The 18,230-nt window shown below is 36.8% G+C and carries 20 protein-coding genes; 7 read left to right on the top strand and 13 right to left on the bottom strand.

The features are described from left to right. Window positions 1-160: 160 nt before the first annotated feature. The 6 genes from LJC66_RS09535 to LJC66_RS09510 all read right to left on the bottom strand — a co-directional run bounded on the left by LJC66_RS09535 (window position 161) and on the right by LJC66_RS09510 (window position 5,923). Complete coding sequence (locus LJC66_RS09535; RefSeq protein ID WP_050690081.1) at window positions 161-655, bottom strand: universal stress protein; 495 nt, start codon at window positions 653-655, stop codon at window positions 161-163. Between the two features lie 147 nt (window positions 656-802). Then, window positions 803-1,099, bottom strand: a complete 297-nt coding sequence (gene cyoD / locus LJC66_RS09530; RefSeq protein ID WP_028408883.1) for a cytochrome o ubiquinol oxidase subunit IV — start codon at window positions 1,097-1,099, stop codon at window positions 803-805. Beyond that, window positions 1,100-1,699: a cytochrome o ubiquinol oxidase subunit III gene (gene cyoC, locus LJC66_RS09525; protein ID WP_230932415.1), complete on the bottom strand. Its 600-nt coding sequence runs from the start codon at window positions 1,697-1,699 to the stop codon at window positions 1,100-1,102. A gap of 1 nt (window position 1,700) precedes the next feature. Further along, window positions 1,701-3,668: a cytochrome aa3 quinol oxidase subunit I gene (qoxB, locus tag LJC66_RS09520; RefSeq protein ID WP_230932414.1), complete on the bottom strand. Its 1,968-nt coding sequence runs from the start codon at window positions 3,666-3,668 to the stop codon at window positions 1,701-1,703. Between the two features lies 1 nt (window position 3,669). Further along, window positions 3,670-4,608: a cytochrome c oxidase subunit II gene (locus tag LJC66_RS09515; RefSeq protein WP_269067605.1), complete on the bottom strand. Its 939-nt coding sequence runs from the start codon at window positions 4,606-4,608 to the stop codon at window positions 3,670-3,672. Window positions 4,609-5,029: 421 nt separating this feature from the next. Then, window positions 5,030-5,923: a TetR/AcrR family transcriptional regulator gene (locus LJC66_RS09510; RefSeq protein WP_230932412.1), complete on the bottom strand. Its 894-nt coding sequence runs from the start codon at window positions 5,921-5,923 to the stop codon at window positions 5,030-5,032. Between the two features lie 262 nt (window positions 5,924-6,185). Here LJC66_RS09510 and LJC66_RS09505 point away from each other — a divergent pair, with 262 nt between their 5' ends. Beyond that, window positions 6,186-7,418, top strand: coding sequence for a cytochrome P450 (locus LJC66_RS09505; protein ID WP_230932411.1), 1,233 nt, complete (start codon window positions 6,186-6,188; stop codon window positions 7,416-7,418). 178 nt (window positions 7,419-7,596) lie between these two features. Here LJC66_RS09505 and LJC66_RS09500 read toward each other — a convergent pair whose 3' ends face one another. Then, window positions 7,597-8,061: a hypothetical protein gene (locus LJC66_RS09500; RefSeq protein WP_195694500.1), complete on the bottom strand. Its 465-nt coding sequence runs from the start codon at window positions 8,059-8,061 to the stop codon at window positions 7,597-7,599. Between the two features lie 215 nt (window positions 8,062-8,276). Here LJC66_RS09500 and LJC66_RS09495 point away from each other — a divergent pair, with 215 nt between their 5' ends. Further along, on the top strand, window positions 8,277-8,702 hold the full coding sequence (locus LJC66_RS09495; protein WP_230932410.1) for a CBS domain-containing protein: 426 nt from the start codon (window positions 8,277-8,279) through the stop codon (window positions 8,700-8,702). A gap of 65 nt (window positions 8,703-8,767) precedes the next feature. Further along, window positions 8,768-8,893: a hypothetical protein gene (locus tag LJC66_RS27710; protein ID WP_013056562.1), complete on the top strand. Its 126-nt coding sequence runs from the start codon at window positions 8,768-8,770 to the stop codon at window positions 8,891-8,893. Between the two features lie 62 nt (window positions 8,894-8,955). Here the strand turns inward: LJC66_RS27710 and LJC66_RS09490 are convergent, their stop codons facing one another. Together LJC66_RS09490 and LJC66_RS09485 are read right to left on the bottom strand one after the other, a co-directional pair. Continuing rightward, complete coding sequence (locus LJC66_RS09490; RefSeq protein ID WP_230932409.1) at window positions 8,956-10,011, bottom strand: aldose epimerase family protein; 1,056 nt, start codon at window positions 10,009-10,011, stop codon at window positions 8,956-8,958. A 189-nt stretch (window positions 10,012-10,200) separates the two neighbouring features. After that, complete coding sequence (locus tag LJC66_RS09485; protein WP_230932408.1) at window positions 10,201-10,725, bottom strand: DinB family protein; 525 nt, start codon at window positions 10,723-10,725, stop codon at window positions 10,201-10,203. A gap of 301 nt (window positions 10,726-11,026) precedes the next feature. Here LJC66_RS09485 and LJC66_RS09480 point away from each other — a divergent pair, with 301 nt between their 5' ends. After that, window positions 11,027-11,920, top strand: coding sequence for a sigma-70 RNA polymerase sigma factor region 4 domain-containing protein (locus tag LJC66_RS09480; RefSeq protein WP_230932407.1), 894 nt, complete (start codon window positions 11,027-11,029; stop codon window positions 11,918-11,920). A gap of 63 nt (window positions 11,921-11,983) precedes the next feature. On the opposite strand, the gene fsa is transcribed toward LJC66_RS09480, so the two are convergent. Together fsa and LJC66_RS09470 are read right to left on the bottom strand one after the other, a co-directional pair. Continuing rightward, window positions 11,984-12,652 (bottom strand): fructose-6-phosphate aldolase, encoded by a 669-nt coding sequence (gene fsa / locus LJC66_RS09475; protein WP_013082751.1) that lies wholly within the window; start codon window positions 12,650-12,652, stop codon window positions 11,984-11,986. A gap of 60 nt (window positions 12,653-12,712) precedes the next feature. Continuing rightward, window positions 12,713-13,222, bottom strand: coding sequence for a hypothetical protein (locus LJC66_RS09470; protein WP_230932406.1), 510 nt, complete (start codon window positions 13,220-13,222; stop codon window positions 12,713-12,715). 491 nt (window positions 13,223-13,713) lie between these two features. On the opposite strand from LJC66_RS09470, the gene LJC66_RS09465 reads away from it, so the two are divergent. Further along, entirely contained in the window at window positions 13,714-14,010 is a 297-nt protein-coding gene (locus tag LJC66_RS09465; protein ID WP_013082749.1) for a hypothetical protein, read from the top strand. Between the two features lie 111 nt (window positions 14,011-14,121). Here the strand turns inward: LJC66_RS09465 and LJC66_RS09460 are convergent, their stop codons facing one another. Further along, window positions 14,122-15,573 carry an NADP-dependent glyceraldehyde-3-phosphate dehydrogenase gene (locus LJC66_RS09460; RefSeq protein ID WP_230932405.1) on the bottom strand — a complete coding sequence of 484 codons (1,452 nt, stop codon included), beginning with the start codon at window positions 15,571-15,573 and terminating at the stop codon, window positions 14,122-14,124. Window positions 15,574-16,085: 512 nt separating this feature from the next. Here LJC66_RS09460 and LJC66_RS09455 point away from each other — a divergent pair. Beyond that, entirely contained in the window at window positions 16,086-16,226 is a 141-nt protein-coding gene (locus LJC66_RS09455; protein WP_195694506.1) for a hypothetical protein, read from the top strand. Window positions 16,227-16,717: 491 nt separating this feature from the next. Then, entirely contained in the window at window positions 16,718-16,873 is a 156-nt protein-coding gene (locus LJC66_RS09450; protein WP_230932404.1) for an aspartyl-phosphate phosphatase Spo0E family protein, read from the top strand. A gap of 135 nt (window positions 16,874-17,008) precedes the next feature. Here LJC66_RS09450 and LJC66_RS09445 read toward each other — a convergent pair whose 3' ends face one another. Further along, window positions 17,009-17,977 carry an extracellular catalytic domain type 1 short-chain-length polyhydroxyalkanoate depolymerase gene (locus LJC66_RS09445; protein ID WP_230932403.1) on the bottom strand — a complete coding sequence of 323 codons (969 nt, stop codon included), beginning with the start codon at window positions 17,975-17,977 and terminating at the stop codon, window positions 17,009-17,011. Window positions 17,978-18,230 lie beyond the last annotated feature (253 nt).

Raw genomic sequence — 18,230 nt, 5'->3', positions numbered from 1 at the left:
CAATAAAAAAATCCGAACGAGTCAAATTCTCCCTTAAGAATCTTGACTCCTTGTTCGGATCTTCTTTTAACTAAAATACGTTTATCCCCCCCCCTTTAAATAAATGGTGAGAGCTTTTTATTTTGCTGTGAACAATAAGCATTCTTTTTCTTCTGTTCTGCTACTCTGTTAGTTCCACTTGTAAAGGCTTTGATTCTTCTTCGGCTTCTTTAGGCGTGCGAACGATTAACACATCACATTTGGCATAGCGCAAAATATGCTGAGATACACTTCCGATTAAGATACGCTCTACCGCGTTTAACCCGGTTGCACCGCATACAATTAAATCAACGTGCTTATCGGGAGCAATTTTTTTAGATATTTTTGTTTTAGGAGAACCGTGTTCAATTAATGTCTCGACTTTCGTTACGCCAGCCTTAATGGCTAGGTTACGATAGTTGGTTAAAAGTTCTTCAGCAAATTTCTCTGCATCTTGAAAGCGTGTATCTGTATAGAATGCATAAGGTGATGGACTTAACGCCTGTATGTCGATAACGTGACAAACTATCAAATGAGCGTTATTTTTTTTCGCACTGTTAACTGCTTTTTTGAATGCCCACTCTGCTTCTACAGAACCGTCTACTGCTACGAGGATGTTACGATAAGCCATATTCATCATAATCTCTCCTTTGTCTTTCGTTTATAAAGAACTTTCCTTGCTACACTTTTATTGTACTTCTTGCACAAGCGAAAATATGTGATTTTTATCACAATTTAGAGAAATTAATAAAAATGGAGCCGTGTGTAGTGCACGGCTCCATTTTTATTGAACTTGAGAGTTAAAAGTCATTATCCAAATCGATCCTGCTACAATCGTAATAACAAAAACGATTCCAAGTATTAAAGCCATCACATTATAACGAGGCTTCTCTCCGTCTTTAATATGCATGAAGAAAAACAGTTGAATGAAAAATTGAAGCACGGCCATTCCTAGAATGCTAGCTAGTAATATATTTTTAGCAAATACATGGTTTAATACCAGCATCAAAGGAATAACGGTTAAAATAATCGAGAAAATAAATCCTAGTGTATAAGCTTTTAACGACCCATGGTTCTCCATCTACATCACCCCCATTAAATACACAACCGTGTAAAGGAAGATCCAGACAGCATCAAGAAAATGCCAGTATAAGCTGATAATCGTTACTTTTCGTTTTGTTACAGAGGTAATTCCATATCGTTTTAATTGGATTGTAATTGAAATCATCCAAATGATGCCGACAGAAACGTGCAGCCCGTGCGTACTAACCAGTGTATAGAAAGCTGTAAAAAATGCGCTGGTGGAAATGGTGGCTCCTTCATGAACCATTGTTTGAAATTCATGAATTTCAAGGCCAACAAAGCACATACCTAAAAGCAGAGTCACGATTAGCCAGCCAATTAACTGCTTTATTTTTCCCTTGTGCATGCTCAGCACAGCTAATCCGCTCGTAAAGCTGCTCGTTAATAAGATAAACGTTTCAGAAACAAATCCTGGAACTTCAAAAAAATCTTTTCCTGTAAGGCCTCCCGCAGTATGATTAACAAGAACGGCATACGTAGCAAATAATGCTCCAAATAAGATGCAGTCCGTTACGAGGAAAAGCCAAAAACCCATAACTTTGATTCCTTCATCATGGTTATCATGATGTTCTTCGTGGTGCGTTGTCGCATAAGCCATGTCAGCCAACCCTCCCTACTGAATCTTCTGTATGTCGAATTTCATCCACTGGAATATAATAGTCCGAGTTGTATTGAAAAGAACGAGCTAGTAAACAAGCTCCGACTCCTGTCAAACCGAATATCGCCATCCACACCCAGTGGAACGTTAAGCCAAAACCAGCAATGAACCAGAAAACCGACATGATAAATGGAATACCTGAATTCTTAGGCATATGAATTGGAGAAAAAGCAGCTGTTTCCTTCGCTTTTTTCTTTTTTCTTTCTTCTTTTGTTGTCCACCACGCATCTTGGCCCGCTACTGTTGGAATCACTGCAAAATTGTAGTGCGGCGGCGGTGAAGGGATGGACCATTCTAATGTACGTCCATTCCAAGGATCCCCTGTTACATCTCGTTCTCCGTACTTAATGCCATGAAGAATCTGCCATGCTTGAAAGATAAACCCTATGCCCATAAAGAAAGCTCCGACTGTAGAGATAACGTTCAGCGGTCCCCATCCCATGTCAAAATCGTACGTATAAATACGGCGCGTCATTCCCATAAATCCTAATGCGTATTGAGGCATGAAGCATACGTAAAAACCAATATTCCACGTCCAAAATGCCCATTTACCAAGACGGTCATTGAGTTTAAAGCCAAACATTTTTGGCCACCAGTAGTACAAACCTGCAAAAAAGCCGAATACAACGCCTCCGATTAACACTTGGTGAAAGTGTGCAACTAAAAAGTAGCTATTATGATACTGATAGTCCGCGGGAGCTGCTGAAAGCATCACACCCGTTGCTCCTCCCACAACAAAACACGGGATAAAAGCAATTGTCCATAGCATTGGCTGTGTCATTTGAATACGGCCGCGGAACATCGTAAATAACCAGTTGAACACTTTAACACCCGTTGGAATTCCGATAGCCATCGTCGTAATAGCAAAAAACACATTCACATTAGCACCTGCACCCATCGTGAAGAAATGATGCACCCATGTGAAATACGATAGAACGCTAATAATCATCATTGAAAAAACCATAGACTTATAGCCAAATATCTTCTTTTGAGAAAACGTTGCAACGATTTCAGAAAAAATGCCGAATGCAGGAAGTACAACGATATACACTTCAGGATGTCCCCACATCCAAATTAAGTTAATGTACATCATCGGATTTCCTCCGCCGGTCATAGTAAATAAGTGTCCGTCAAAGAAGCGGTCAATAAACAATAAAGCAAGCGTTACGGTTAATACAGGAAACGCGAAAATGATAATAATACAGCTTGCTAGAACGGACCACGTGAATAGCGGCATATGCATAAGTTTCATGCCCGGCGCACGCATTTTTAAAATAGTCATAATAAAATTAATTCCAGAAGCCAAGCTGCCAATACCTGATATTTGAATACCCCAAATATAAAAATCTTGACCTGGTCCAGGACTGAACTGCATGCCAGAAAGCGGCGGATAACTCAACCATCCTGCATCTGGCGAGCCGCCGATTACAAACGACAAATTAAAAAGCATGGCGCCAAAGAAAAATAGCCAAAAGCTTACCGCGTTTAAAAAAGGATAGGCGACATCTCTTGCTCCAATTTGAAGCGGCACAACAATGTTAAAGAAAGCAAACATAAGCGGCATTGCCATAAATAGAATCATAATAGTTCCGTGCGTAGTAAAAATTTCGTTGTAATGATTAGAATCTAGAAAATGCCACTGAGGGAATGCTAGTTGCATACGCATTAATAATGCATCTACTCCGCCTCGAAACAGCATCAATAATGAAGAAAGCATATACATAATTCCAATTTTTTTATGATCCACCGTTGTGAGCCACTCACGCCATAGCCACTTCCATTTTTTAAGATACGTAAGAACAAAAATAATACCGGCTAGTGTTAACAAAATGGCGACATCTGCTCCGTAAATCATAGGTTCTCCTGTCACGAAAAAATGAGATGAAAAATCTTTTAATTTGTCTAACAACTTATTTTCCTCCTTCCTGGTGCTCATGCTGTGTATGTACTTGTTCTTCAGAAGCCACATTCATAGTCTTCATGTCTCCATTTTTCATATGGTGATGCTGACTATAATATTGACCACCGTTTTTAATGACAATTTCTTGGAATAAGCCTTTAGGAATGGTAGAATACGATTTTTCTAGAGAAAGACCTTGTTGGGCAAGATTGCTATAATCAGCTTTTGTTAAAGCTGGTGATGTTTCTTTCACTTGCTTTACCCATTGATTAAATTCTTTTGTCGATGTAGATTTAACTTTAAAGTTCATATGAGCGAACCCTTCACCCGTAAAATTAGCACCCGAACCAAAATATTCTCCCTTGTGATCAGCTTGCAGCCAAAGCCCCATTGCCATTCCCGGCATGGTATATAATTGTCCTCCCAGCTGGGGTACCCAAAAAGAATTCATAGGTGCATCTGACGTTAGCACGAATTGAACGGGCACATCTTTTGGAATTTTGACATAGTTCACTGTCGCAATATCTTGATCCGGATATTGAAATAACCATTTCCAGTCAAGGGATGTTACTTCAATCGTTAGCGGCTTTACATCTTTTTTCGGCGGATCTGCTAAGTCATACGTCGTCTTGGCCGTAGCGAAACCTAAAATACCAATAATAATAATGGGGATGCCCCACCAAATAAATTCAAGACGCTTACTATCGTCCCAATCTGGCCGATACGGAGCCTTGTTTCCAGGCTTATCGCGGTAGCGTAAAACGATATACACAAGCAGACCTAAAACAGGAATAACAACAATTGTGCATAAAATTATGGAAAAAATAATTAACTGGTATTCTTTTTGAGCCACCGCCCCCTGCGGATTTAAAATCAAATAACGACTATCACAGCCTGCTAAAAAAATTGTGATGAATACGGAGAGAATGATTAACTTGCTAATATGCATTGATTTTTGCTTTCTCACCTAAGTTCAGGCTCCCTTCCTCTAAATCTCTGTACATAATAATGGTATATAAACGTTCATATTAGAGATGCATCTCAACAGATCAAAAGGCTAAAAACCTCCTAACATATTGAAGTTTGTCATGACATATTGCTTACTCCTAAAAAATTATCATGTTGCGTTGTTAAAGGGTGTGATATTTATCACACTTGAAGCGATTTTTATCTAGTTTAAATGGCTTTACCATAATTTCGTCACATATTTGGGTAAATGTGGTGTGAAATGCCTTGCTCCTAGCGCGTAGATTCTGATAAAAGCAAAAAGCTCTTCCAGTTCTTATTAACTGGAAGAGCTTTTTAGGAGTAATGAAGTATGGAGCTTTATTTCTTACTAGTTTGTTTGCTTCACATGCTGAAACATCCAATCAATCATTTTTTGTTAAGACAGTTATGACTTCTTTATATTCCTCTAACTCTTTGGTCTGTGCGAGGGTATTGATTTTCTCTAGCGATAAAAGAGAGCTCTGAATAATAAATGTGCGAGGCTCTGTATCATTTTGCAGTAATTCATCAGAGATAAACGTCACAAATTCCAGACTCTTCTTTTGCTCCTCTTGATTTGTTAGTTTATTTTCAATCACCCGTTTTAACTTCGCGCTTACGCGCGTAAGCTCAGTCGAAAAATGACTTTCTCTTTTCTCATTAAATACCGCAGAGTAAACGGAGGGATTAAATAACTGTTCTTTTTGTTCTGCTACTTCGATTACGATTTCCTCTATACGCTTCATACAATAACGGACAATTTGTTCAATAGGCAATGGATAGTTTAGTGCTTTATTCATTTTAAATATATTGTTAAGCATTCCTTCTAGCAGCACAGCTCCATCAAATAAATAAGGAGAAGTCTTAGACGGGAAAATCTGCTGCAAACGTTCATATATCCAGTTGAATGTTGCTGTTTTTAACTCCTCTATATATTGAAATGTTTTGATCTCATTTAAAACGAGTGTACTTTCAATCATTTCAGGAATTTTGTTTTGCTCTGCAAAGTTCAGCATAAAAATTATCTGTTCTTCAAATACCTTCTGATTGTCTCCTTTATATTCAATGGCTACTTTTTCTCTTTGTAGAATAAGTGATTCTTGCAAAGACGAAAGTAATGAGAGAAGCAGTTCGCTTTTAGATGAAAAATATTTATAAAATGTTCCTTTTGAAATCCCGCTTCTTTCTAATATATCTTGTACCGAAGTGTCTACGTATCCTTTTTCCATAAAAAGCTGGTGCGTATGCCTTAAAATATCGAGCTGTTTTTGATTCATTGCTGCTACTCCTCTGTTTACAATTTACTTTTTATTTAGTATAACTTATCTGCTTTTTCCTACGTGAATTTTATCCTTTTTCCTTGATAAACAACTAAAAATAATTATATACTATCAGTACATTTTTATACATATAGTATAAAAATGTACTAATAGTATAGGTTAATTTAACAAAGTAATTTCTAGCAAGTAACAACTACTAAGCGCTATGTAGTTAGTAGATTCCAAATTTATACCTATTCTGAAGGAGGAATAAGATCATATGAACAAAGAAGTCATTCCCGTTACAGACATTCCAAAATTCCAATCACGTGCAGAAGAGTTTTTCCCTATCCAATGGTATAAAGAAATGCTGAACAACCATCCTGTTTATTTTCATGAAGAAACAAACACATGGAATGTATTCCAATACGACCATGTTAAACAAGTCTTGAGCAACTACGAATTTTTTTCAAGCGATGGACAAAGAACCACTATTTTTGTTGGGGATAATAGTAAGAAAAAAAGCACATCTCCAATTACCAATCTTACAAACTTAGATCCTCCTGACCACCGGAAAGCGCGATCTTTACTTGCTGCAGCTTTTACTCCTCGCAGTTTAAAGAACTGGGAACCGCGAATTAAACAAATTGCAGCAGACCTTGTAGAAGCGATACAAAAGAATTCAACTATTAATATTGTTGACGATTTATCTTCTCCTTTTCCTAGTTTAGTTATAGCAGATCTATTCGGCGTACCGGTAAAAGACCGATATCAGTTTAAAAAATGGGTAGATATTCTGTTTCAGCCTTATGACCAAGAAAGATTAGAAGAGATTGAACAAGAAAAGCAGCGTGCAGGAGCTGAATATTTTCAATACCTCTACCCGATTGTCATTGAAAAGCGCTCCAACCTTTCTGATGATATTATCTCAGACTTAATTCAAGCCGAAGTTGATGGTGAAACATTCACAGATGAAGAAATTGTACACGCTACCATGCTGCTTTTAGGTGCAGGAGTTGAAACCACAAGTCACGCCATTGCAAATATGTTTTATTCTTTTTTATATGACGAAGAGTCGTTATACAGCGAGCTGAGAAACAATAAAGAATTAGCTCCAAAAGCAGTAGAAGAAATGCTTCGATATCGGTTTCACATCTCCAGACGAGATCGGACGGTTAAACAAGATAACGATTTATTAGGCGTTAAGCTAAAAAAAGGAGATGTTGTTATTGCGTGGATGAGCGCATGTAATATGGATGAGAATATGTTTGAAAACCCTTTTTCTGTAGACATTCATCGCCAAACTAATAAAAAACACTTAACGTTTGGGAACGGACCTCATTTTTGTTTGGGCGCCCCTCTTGCTCGACTTGAAATGACAATCATATTAGAAGCCTTTTTAGAGGCCTTTTCTCATATCGAACCATTTGAAGATTTTGAATTAGAATCGCATTTAACTGCTTCAGCTACGGGGCAATCTTTAACGTATTTGCCGATGACGGTGTACAGATAAAGGTTATGTACATGATAAAGTAGAGAAACATGAAAGAAGTTTATCTTCTCTCATGTTTCTCTTTTCTTTTATTATCTCGTTTAATTATTTATGTACCAAGTTTAGGAGGCCGTTAATATGATTTAAAGCAGACAGTACCGAAATTCAAGTGACGATGAGCTGGTTAACGAAATATCAGCTATTGCCTTCTCTGCCTTAATACATCTTCTATAAAATGCTGATACAAATAATTAATAAGAGCAGTCGCAATCGAGATGGCAAAAAGTTGAAAACGCGTCATGTTGACCATTTTGTATACCTTTAGTTTTTCTGCCAGACTCGTCAAAGGATAAGCAAATAGATAATCAAATAGAACGTTAATCAGCAAATATTTTTTGAAATTTCCATAGGTCAGCTTGAATACCCAAAAATTAGCTACAAAAAATGGTCCAAAGATAAAAGATATATCGCTTGAAAGTTTAGGAAAAAGAGGTTTTCTCACTTTCCACCAAGTAAAGCTTTTAGATAACTCACTTATAAAAGCAATAACTAATGAACTAAATGTTAAAACAGGTAGGTATCTTTTAAAGACAAATTTATCAACTTTTACTATAGACAGCCAAGGCAATAAAAGTACTGCCAAAAGCGTTAACTTTCCTTTCATTATGTACCCAACTCCTGCCGTTACGAAAATGTAAGCTAGATCATATCCTCTTTAGTTTGTGTAATACGCTCTTTTTTATGTGCTTATTACACTGCGTTAGTTTTTTATTCGCCTTTTATTACAAGATTTTTTGCTTTCAGGAAATTATTGATTCTCATATTCTGCATGTGCATGGAGAAAATACGGAGGTGAATGTTTAAAAGGAGGAATTAAAAATGACTACAGTACGTGAAGTTATGACTAAAGATGTGAAAGCTTGTGCACCGCACGACCCAGTAACAGCAGCTGCAAAATTAATGCGTGATATTAATTGTGGTTCTGTGCCGGTGTGTCAAGAAAATCGAGTAATGGGAATGATCACAGACCGTGATATCGTATTAAACTGCGTGGCGGATGGAAAAGATTGCAGCACTGTGCATTGCCATGATTGTATGACTAAAGATGTAATTACGTGTTCTCCGGATACGGATATTCACGAGTGTGCACGTATGATGGCTGACCATCAAATCCGCCGCATTATTGTAGTGGAGAATAATAATAATATGGTTGGAATCTGCGCAATCGGCGATCTTGCGACAGTGAACGTATATGTTGATGAAGCTGGTGCAGCATTAAGCGAAATTTCTAACCAAGTTCATTAAAACTTTTCAGCATATAAATCCTTAATGCTTGTACAAAATAACCCTGTCTGCAAGGAGGTGCTAACATGCCAAATTTAAACGATAACAAATTTAAAAAGATTCAGTCTGAGAGTCAAAAGCAAGGAAAGTCTCAAGAAGAATATGCGGCTGAGCTTGACGCTAATCGTGCAAAAAGCCAAAAGAAAAAGTAAGAATAAAAAGGGATTACAATCGGCAGAGGCTCGTTTGTAATCCTTTTTATCATCCCGTTTTGTTACAGGCTGCGATCAGTTATAAATGTATAGTGAGTATATGCTTCATACTTTTCACCTGGCTTTAATACACAAGAAGGAAAATGCTTATGATGAATAGCGTCCGGTAAACCTTGTGTTTCTAGGCAAACACCAAGGTATTTCTCTGAATGAACTCCTCTAATTTTGAATTCTTCGTCTAGATGATTTCCCGTATAGAGAACGATTGAAGGCTGATCCGTTTTGACTTCTATTTTGCGGCCGCTTGCAGGATCAAATAATGACATCTGATTTTCAGCTTCTGCTTCTAAAAGAAATGGATGATCGTATCCTTTACCCACTAATATATTTTGCAGATGTGTGGATTCGACTCCTTCCTTGAGACTATGTCCTTCTCTAAAATCAAATGGGGTATCTGTGACGTTTAACACTTCTCCAGTAGGTAAAAGATCATCATTCAACTCTAAGAATTCGTTACTTTTCAGCTTCAAAACATGATCCAACACCGTTTCTTTTAGATTTCCGCTTAAATTGAAATACGTATGATTTGTTAAATTAATAAGAGTATCTTGATCTGTTATTCCTTCGTAAGAAATATGGAACTCATTTTTATTCGTTAATGTATACGTAACTTTCACTTCAAGGTTGCCGGGATAGCCTTCTTCTCCGTCTTTACTTACATATGTAAATTCAACGCCTACATAATCACTTGCATCAATTGTTTTGGCATTCCATATTTTGTGACTAAATCCTTCTGCTCCGCCATGCAGATGGTTGTTTCCTTCATTTTTCTCTAGACGGTAGGTTTCATTATTAAGCTCAAACGCTGCTCCGCCTATACGCCCTGCTACGCGTCCGACCACAGCTCCGAAATAAGGAGAATACTTTTGGTATTCTTCTATTGAATCAAATCCCAATACAACACTTTCAATCTTCCCTTCAGAATCCGGCATTTCAATATTTGATATTACACATCCATAGTCAAGGCAGGTGATTTTAAGCCCTTCATCATTTAATAAGGTATAAGCATGTACAGCTTGATTGTTTAGTTCGCCAAATTTCTCTGAGTTCACTTTCATTTTTAATCAGTCCAATCCTCTTTTTATTCATAAATTGCTCAACGAACCCTGCATGTTATAAACATCGGATATGTTGTTATAGTTCCCTCTGCAATCTTTCCTGAATCTTCATTATTCTCATTTTATTGTAATCGTGTACATTTCTTAATTCAAGCTTGAATGATAAAGGCTGGCTACCGTTTGTTATTGCTATTTCTTCAGTATTCCTAAGTATTCTTCCCAAGGTCCTACATCTTCTCTATATCGTTCTGCCATTACTCGAACAATTTGCGCAATATGGGTTAAATCGTGAGCAACCCAAGTCGAGAGCAGCTCTCTGACTTTTACTTCCCCAAACTCAGGGTGTTCTCCTCTCACTTCAAGGTGCTTTTCATGCTTAACTAGCAGCTTTAGTTGATGTAAATTCTGTATTCTTACCTTTTTGAATTCAAGAAGCTTCTCTTCAATAGAACTAGTAGATTCCTTGTTTAAATGGGCATAGCGGTCAAACGGAGGAAAAGCTCCCTTTCTTCCTTCTTCAAGAATAAATTCTAGCCTTGGTATCCAATTGTTTTTTTCTGCTTCTATTAAATGTTCTATGACTTCGGAGGTAGTCCACGTTCCTTCTCCTTCATTGGATTGCAGCCACCCTGCAGATAGACCAGACAAAAGTTTTTCAAGCGTTTGTGGCGTATGCTCAAGTATTTCAATCGCTTCTTTTAAATTAAAATTCATATCAATTCCCCTTTCTCAACGTAATGATGCTGAGCTGTCAGTTATGTAAATCCTTTAGAGATTATAGTCAATTTTACCATAATTCGCTTCTATTAAAGGAGCCAACTATTTTTCTAATTCCTTTTATGATGACTAAAACAAGATAGGAACACATGTTTGGTTTTTCTCTAGAAATATGATAAAATATATATAGGCTAAAACGCAGTGAGTATCAGTCTGAATAGGCACTGCTCATTCGTAAAATAGATTGCTAGCAACTTTTTCATCTTGAGCTTTCCGTGTGAATTGGAGTGAGACAACAGTGAGTAAAAATCAAAAACGATGGACAAAAGAAGAAGATAGATTTCTTATTCAACACTATGGCGCTATGACGCTTCAAGAGATGGGTAAGTATTTACATAGAAGCAAGGAATCGGTTAATAAACGACTTACTCGATTAAATCTTCGTGCTTCGGATACAGCTTTACGTAAAAAATGGACGCTTGAACAAGATGCTTTTTTGCAGGAGAACATTGATATCATGAATAACCGTGAAATGGCACATTCCTTAGGCAGGAGTCCTTCTTCTATTGCTACGCGCATAAAAGTTTTGGGACTAACACGAAAAACGGCGATGCGAAGATGGACGCTGCAAGAAGACGAATATTTGCTAAGGTATTACGGGGTAAAACCTCTTTCACACATATCAGCTAAATTACAGCGAAGTGTGCAAGCGCTAGAATCGAGGTTGAACCGTTTAGAAGTGTATGGAGCCAAAGCACACGTAGGACATATTACAGCGTGTGAACTAGCAGCCTGCCTTGAAGTAGATGTTCATACAATTTACAAGTGGATTCATAAAGAGAATCTATCGTACAAAATGATCATCGCCAAGACCAGAACATTTATGGGAATTGACATTCAATCTTTTTGGAAGTGGGCTGAACAAAATAAATCGTGCCTTAACTTTTTTAAAATACCTAAAAATACGCTTATTCCAGAACCAGCGTGGGTGAATGAACAAAGAAAACTAGACTATGTAAAGCGCCCTAAATACGAGCATAAAAAGTGGACAGCAGAAGAAGATGCCAGATTGTGGCGTATGTTTTATCAGGAAAAGCGCAATCAGCGAGAAATTGGACAGCTGCTCGGGCGTTCGAGAAATAGCGTGCAGCGACGCTTAGAGCGTTTACGTAAAAAGAAACTAGCTAGTTAAACGATAAAAAGCTTGGAATAAGCTATGCTTACTCCAAGCTTTTTTTATTGATATGACTTTTTGTTAAGCTTTAACTGCTTTTTCCCAATCTGCTGCAAATTTTTCCATTCCTTGGTCAGTTAACGGATGTTTTGCTAATTGCTCAATAACAGCGTATGGAATTGTGGCAATATGAGCTCCTGCAAGTGCTACACGCGTTACATGATCCGGATGTCTTACAGATGCCGCAATAATTTGAGAGTCGATGTTTTGAACGCGGAATAACTCAGCAATTTTAGATACCAGCTGTACTCCGTCTTCTGAAATATCATCAAGACGTCCTAAAAATGGAGAAACATACGTCGCTCCAGCACGAGCTGCTAAAAGCGCTTGGTTTACTGTAAAGATCAGGGTTACATTTGTTTTTACGCCTTTTTTAGCAAGGTAGCGCGTCGCTTCCAAACCAGCTAATGTCATAGGCAGCTTAATCGTAATGTTTTTATCTCCGTCGTTAATTTTAATCAGTTCTTCAGCTTGAGCAATCATGTCTTCAGCAGAAAGTGCGTCAGGCGTTACCTCAGCGGAAACGGATTCAACTTCCGGTACCATTTGAAGAATTTCTTCGATGCGGTCTTCAAATCTTACGCCTTCTTTTGCTACTAAAGATGGATTGGTTGTCACACCAGCTAGAACACCTACTTTGTATGCTTTTTTAATATCTTCAAGGTTTGCTGTATCAATAAAAAATTTCATCTCACTATTCCTCCTTATTATTATACATCAATCTGCATTTCAACTTGCGCGAACTATAGCCTAGCCAATTTGCTGCAGGGCATATAGATTTTCCATAGAAGCGTTTTCAATCTCTTTTGCAGTTAATACCTTTAATTTTTCTAAAAATTGTATAGCGTCTACTCGGTCTTCGATGTCTTCCTCTGTACGAATATTCTCCGTTTTAATCTGATGGATACATTCGTTGATGACTTCTTTGTACGCATTCGTTTGGATAAACCATTCTGCTAATAGCGTTTTTGTTGCTTCTCTTTCTTCTTCACTTTTAACTGCAAACAAACTCTCTGTTTCCGTTTCACTCAGCATAAGGCTGCTAAAATCGTGATTCATACAAAGCCAAAAATAACCTTTTTGGCTATCGTAATACTTTCCTTCTCTTAAAAGAAAATACTTGATTCCAAATTTAATTTTATGAGATTGGTTCTCTGAACTCGGCATATGAATTTCTTTTATTTCTACGCTTTCTGACACATCCAGATATGTTTCTAAACCGTACTTTGTATTCACTACTTTTGCATCCAATATGTCCATCCTCATTCTCCTTTTCTCAAATTCTATTTATTTTTATAAAAACAGAGGTCTGATTTTATGTAATAACGAATCTAGTTTTTGTGGATGTTTTTCTTAACCAACCGACATGTTTTACTGTTTACGCTTTCATTATATATCAGATTATTCGAAAAATCATCAAAAACAATCAAATTCATTCAAAAAAAGTCATAAAATCGTAAAAAAGTAGTCAAAAAAGGTCATTGTTCATTAAAAATAGATGAACTTTTATGTTGATTGCATGCTTCAATGTATCTTAAGGTAATTACCTTTTCTAAAAAAACGCCTTTTATTACATACCCTTTCTGGAAAAATATACTCATTCGTTTCACCATTTTTTCACTTTAACATGATATCCTGTAGTATACTTTTGTTTCACGCGCTAATTCCCATGATTTTTTGCTATTTAAGGTTATTCATTTTTATTAGTGGGAAAGTTACATAAATACAACACGTTATAGGGGGACTTTAACATGGATAAGAGAATTGAAACATTAAAAGAAAAACTGCCTGATAATCATAAGGAGGTTGCTGTTCTGACCTCTCATATTTTTGATGCGCTTGATAAATTAACAACTGAACATCGCAGATATGTTGATATTTCGGCAGCAGCCAAAATAAAGCCGAATCCGGATGAAGAGAAAGCTTTTTTTGATACCATTTATCAAGTGAAAACACTCATTATGTCAGAGCTTGAAAAAACCGTTGAAGATATCGAGCATAAAGGTGATAAAAACTGGCATAAGAACTATAAAGATGGAATCGAGTGAAGTGATAGGTAAATAAAACATTTAAAAGCCTGTGCTTTTTGGAGCACAGGCTTTTTCCCATGAGATTCTCTACACTCTACTGGCTTGATTTGGAGAGCTCTTGGAATTCAATCATTGAAGATTTAATACCGTTACTTTTTCACGAGTCATGGATTCAATACTTTTACGAATGCCTTGAGCACCCATACCGGATCCTTTTACGCCGATAAAAGGAAAATGATCAGGACCTCGTTCTGTGCGGCCGTTGATTTGAACGGAGCCGACTTCAATTTTATTTGCAATTGAGAAGGCTTTATTAATATCTTTTGTAAAAACGCTTGCTTGTAAGCCAAATTCTGATTCGTTTGCTATATCAACGGCTTCTTGATCCGAAGCGACGCGGATAATTGGTAACACAGGACCGAATGGTTCTTCCCATGCCACGCGCATAGTATCATTCACCTCATCTAAAAGCGTAGGATAGATAAGGTTTCCTTCACGCTTGTTTCCAGTCAAAACTGTTGCACCTTTTCCTAGAGCATCTGCAATTAAAATCTGAATAAAGTCCGCTGCTTTGCTATCAATTAATGGAACAATCGTACATCCATCTTCAGGAGAACCGACTGATAGTTTATGTACTTCTTCTTTTAAAATATTCACGAGCTCGTTTGCCACTTTTTCATGCACAAGTACACGTTTAATAGCTGTACAGCGCTGACCGGAATAAGAAAATGCTCCGCTTATAATATGTTTTGCTGCTTCTTGTAAATCTGCATCTTCACATACAATACCCGGGTCTTTTCCTCCAAGTTCTAGTACAAGAGGAATCATGCCTGCCTTTTTAGCTAATTGAGTACCCGTATTTGTTCCCCCGGTAAATGAAATCATGTTAATGCCTTTATGTTCAACTAAATAATCCCCAATAACAGATCCGCGGCCCGTCACGACGTTTACAAGACCTTGTGGAATACCTGCTTGATGAAGAGCTTCAATCATCTTAATACCGCTGATCGCTCCTTGCGTTGCGGGTTTGAAGATAACTGCATTTCCTGAAATAAGCGCAGGCGCCAGTTTAGCAGCTGCTAAATTTACCGGATAATTAAAAGGAGGAATTGCGAGGACCACCCCTAAAGGCACGCGTTCAACAATGGCAACTTTAGACTTAGAACCCCCAGGAAAACTATCTCCCTTCATGCTTTCTCCGTTCATATGAAGGGCTTCTTCAACTGTATAGCGAATGAAATCTGCTGTGCGCACTACTTCATTCCTTGCATCTTTTAAGCTTTTTCCAACTTCCTTCATAATAATTTCGGCAATTTCACTTTGCATTCTTACCAGCTCATCTGCCCAGTTGTATAAATACTTGGCACGTTCTTGCAGAGAAATTTCTGCCCACCCTTTCTGAGCTTTTTGCGCGGCATGTACTGCTTCATCGACCTCTTCTTTTATGATAGCCTGCACTTTTCCAATCACGTCATGACGGTATGGAGAAACAATGTCAATTGTCTGCCCTGATTTACTTTCTTTCCACTCACCGTTAAGATAAAAAGAATAAGTTGATACATTTAATACCGTTGTTGTCATAAAAAGTCCCCCTTAATAAAAGTGAAATTATTATCAAAATTTTCAGTCTTTTTCACGAATGAAAACTCTGTGAATATCTCAGCAAAAAGAATTCTAGATGCATCCATTTCTATACCTTTTTATATCGCTTGCAACTTCCTTAAACTCGTTGCCTTTAAAACAGCAGCTTTTCTCTTTTCGACTCAAAACCAAAGCACCATATAATTTAATGAATATTTTGTATTTTTAATATATATAAATTTCTTTCATTCGTACAATACAAAAAAGTTATCTCAACGATTAATAATGTTAATGATTTGTGTCCCCCATACGAAAAAAATTTATGGCTTCCTACTTTTTTAGGGGAAATGGGAGTTTTAAGCTCCCTAGATTATATTTATTTTGAGGGAGATATTGAGGAGATGCACTACTCTTTTTGTTCTATGTGTTGAGAAAATAAAATAAGGGTATATAATAAATATAGGAAAATGAAGATAAAAGTAGAATATATATTCTAAAGGGAGGGATTTATTGTGATTGTTACTTTAGGTTTTGCGGCATCAATTATTGCTTTGTTTATGCTTTTTACTAACCGGACGTCCAATATCCCGGAAGAAATAATCCATGAAACACCAAAGGTTAATAAAGATGAGCAGTATATGTATTATATATAAAGCGTCTTAACAGACGCTTTTTTGTTACGCTTTTTACAAAGTCTATAGCAGTTAGAAACGGCCCTCACCTATCATTTATCTTTATTTGTCAGTGCTTGATAGCCATAAATAGTTAAGCAGAAACTAATAAACGAAAAAAAGATATGTTTTGGCTTAAAGTTAACTAACTTAAATAAGTCCAATCTTATGTTAACATGCCTAAATATAATCGGATTATGCCTATGTCCAAAAAACCGGATAAGCTCTGTGGCTCTGTGAGTTATTTACAACCGGTGGAACAATTACAATTAAGACAGAGCATAGCTTCCAGCCAAACGTTTAAGAGCTAATTCTTTTTAAATGAAAATATCTGAATTCAAAATACGACAGACTTCGACACTATCTATTTGTTACTATATTTTTTAGGTTCTATTTTTAAATTGGAACCATTTTTACATAAATAATTCAACAATTTAAGCCTTTAAAATGACGTGGTAAGTGGAGGAAACTTAATGTGTTTCAAATGTAGAATACTGCTGATAAAGATAGAATTTATACGAAAAATGATGATGATGATTGCCCTAGAAGAAGGGTTTACAAGTAGTAATACGATTAAAATCAGTCAGGATCTCGATGTATTGTTAAATCGGTTTGAAGCTACCTGTTAAAAAATTTTCGTTGATAACAGAAAAAGGATCTTTCGATAAGATCCTTTTTTGCTGTTGGTAGACAATTATTTGTTTCAAAAAAATGAAGGCTGATGTTATTTAGTAGTACGTCTTGATCGCTCGTTCATACTCTATTTAATCGTTCTGTGCTTCAAAAAAATCCCACATCATTTTTGAAGCATTAGGACCTTTTGAATCAGTATCTGATCCATTGTCATTTCCTCCTGACCATGCATGCCCCATATCCTCTACCATAATTTTTTTCATCCAGATTTTATTTCCTGCATCTATGTAGTCAGACATTATGTAGCTATAATGCTTTCCGTTGTCTTGTGACGTATAAAAAGCAGCATTTTCATGTAGGTTTATACCGAAATTCTTATATGTATAAATCCACTGCTGAATTAATGTAGACGCATTAATTGGATGGACTGTTGTATCTGATTGACCATGAAACGTAATGATGGGAACAGGCCGTGCATAAGGTCCCATTTTTTTATAAGCTTCATCACCGTCAAGCTCAGGATTTAAAGAGCCGTATAGCATGACTTCTCCAGCTTTGATGAGGTTTACGGCATACGCATTACTGCCTGCTGAATGAATGCCTACTGCTTTGAATACATCAGGATAAGCAATAGCCATCACATTTGCCATAAAGCCTCCAGCTGACATACCAGCAAGGTATATATTAGCAGAATCAACAGCATATTTAGCGGTTATGTGATCAATCATATCTTTTATTATGTCTGGCTCTCCATTACCGCGAAACTGGTTATACTCATAAAACCAATTCCAGCATCCGTTGGAATTAGCAAAGTAATTCATTTGAGGATAGAGAACAATAAAGCCTCTTTCTTCCGCTAGCTTATTCATCTCCGTACCTGCAGCAAAATCATCTGCATCTTGTTGGCATCCATGAAGCATAACGATTAATGGTACTTTACTTAACCCAGTATATGTACTCGGAACATACACCTTGTAGGTAAAATAATCATCATAATTATACTGTTTCCAAATAGGTTGAAAGAACACGCTCTGCAATTCTATTAAAAACTTAGAAGCAGTTAAAACTGGGTTCGTAAAAAAGGAATATAAAGTATTCATGAAGTTTACCCTCTCTCTATTTCTGATGTATATACTCTTTATTTCGTTATATCACAAAATAATCCTTTTATTATGGCGCTGATCTTTTTTATGCGACTGTAATTATTTTCCTATTCATGCTTTAGTCGTACAAATTCATAATGCAAAACTATAGAAAAAAGAATTCTATAGCAAGAACAGTCACTTAGTACGTTTAATACATGTATACGCGCGGAATACTAGAAAAGGACTGGCTATAAAAGCCCGTCCTTTT

The organism is Priestia sp. TSO9 (genome assembly GCF_021029645.1).
Taxonomy (GTDB): Bacteria; Bacillota; Bacilli; order Bacillales; family Bacillaceae_H; genus Priestia; species Priestia megaterium_E.
Note: the sequence above shows the minus strand (reverse complement) of the source record. Positions and strands in the feature narration are given on the sequence as shown.

What these genes read in the sequence shown, in the direction of transcription:
- LJC66_RS09535 (WP_050690081.1), bottom strand. Translation starts at nt 655, where the DNA reads ATGAATATGGCTTATCGTAACATCCTCGTAGCAGTAGACGGTTCTGTA.
- cyoD (WP_028408883.1), bottom strand. Translation starts at nt 1,099, where the DNA reads ATGGAGAACCATGGGTCGTTAAAAGCTTATACACTAGGATTTATTTTC.
- cyoC (WP_230932415.1), bottom strand. Translation starts at nt 1,699, where the DNA reads ATGGCTTATGCGACAACGCACCACGAAGAACATCATGATAACCATGAT.
- LJC66_RS09515 (WP_269067605.1), bottom strand. Translation starts at nt 4,608, where the DNA reads ATGCATATTAGCAAGTTAATCATTCTCTCCGTATTCATCACAATTTTT.
- LJC66_RS09510 (WP_230932412.1), bottom strand. Translation starts at nt 5,923, where the DNA reads ATGAATCAAAAACAGCTCGATATTTTAAGGCATACGCACCAGCTTTTT.
- LJC66_RS09505 (WP_230932411.1), top strand. Translation starts at nt 6,186, where the DNA reads ATGAACAAAGAAGTCATTCCCGTTACAGACATTCCAAAATTCCAATCA.
- LJC66_RS09500 (WP_195694500.1), bottom strand. Translation starts at nt 8,061, where the DNA reads ATGAAAGGAAAGTTAACGCTTTTGGCAGTACTTTTATTGCCTTGGCTG.
- LJC66_RS09495 (WP_230932410.1), top strand. Translation starts at nt 8,277, where the DNA reads ATGACTACAGTACGTGAAGTTATGACTAAAGATGTGAAAGCTTGTGCA.
- LJC66_RS27710 (WP_013056562.1), top strand. Translation starts at nt 8,768, where the DNA reads ATGCCAAATTTAAACGATAACAAATTTAAAAAGATTCAGTCTGAGAGT.
- LJC66_RS09490 (WP_230932409.1), bottom strand. Translation starts at nt 10,011, where the DNA reads ATGAAAGTGAACTCAGAGAAATTTGGCGAACTAAACAATCAAGCTGTA.
- LJC66_RS09485 (WP_230932408.1), bottom strand. Translation starts at nt 10,725, where the DNA reads ATGAATTTTAATTTAAAAGAAGCGATTGAAATACTTGAGCATACGCCA.
- fsa (WP_013082751.1), bottom strand. Translation starts at nt 12,652, where the DNA reads ATGAAATTTTTTATTGATACAGCAAACCTTGAAGATATTAAAAAAGCA.
- LJC66_RS09470 (WP_230932406.1), bottom strand. Translation starts at nt 13,222, where the DNA reads ATGGACATATTGGATGCAAAAGTAGTGAATACAAAGTACGGTTTAGAA.
- LJC66_RS09465 (WP_013082749.1), top strand. Translation starts at nt 13,714, where the DNA reads ATGGATAAGAGAATTGAAACATTAAAAGAAAAACTGCCTGATAATCAT.
- LJC66_RS09460 (WP_230932405.1), bottom strand. Translation starts at nt 15,573, where the DNA reads ATGACAACAACGGTATTAAATGTATCAACTTATTCTTTTTATCTTAAC.
- LJC66_RS09450 (WP_230932404.1), top strand. Translation starts at nt 16,718, where the DNA reads ATGTGTTTCAAATGTAGAATACTGCTGATAAAGATAGAATTTATACGA.
- LJC66_RS09445 (WP_230932403.1), bottom strand. Translation starts at nt 17,977, where the DNA reads ATGAATACTTTATATTCCTTTTTTACGAACCCAGTTTTAACTGCTTCT.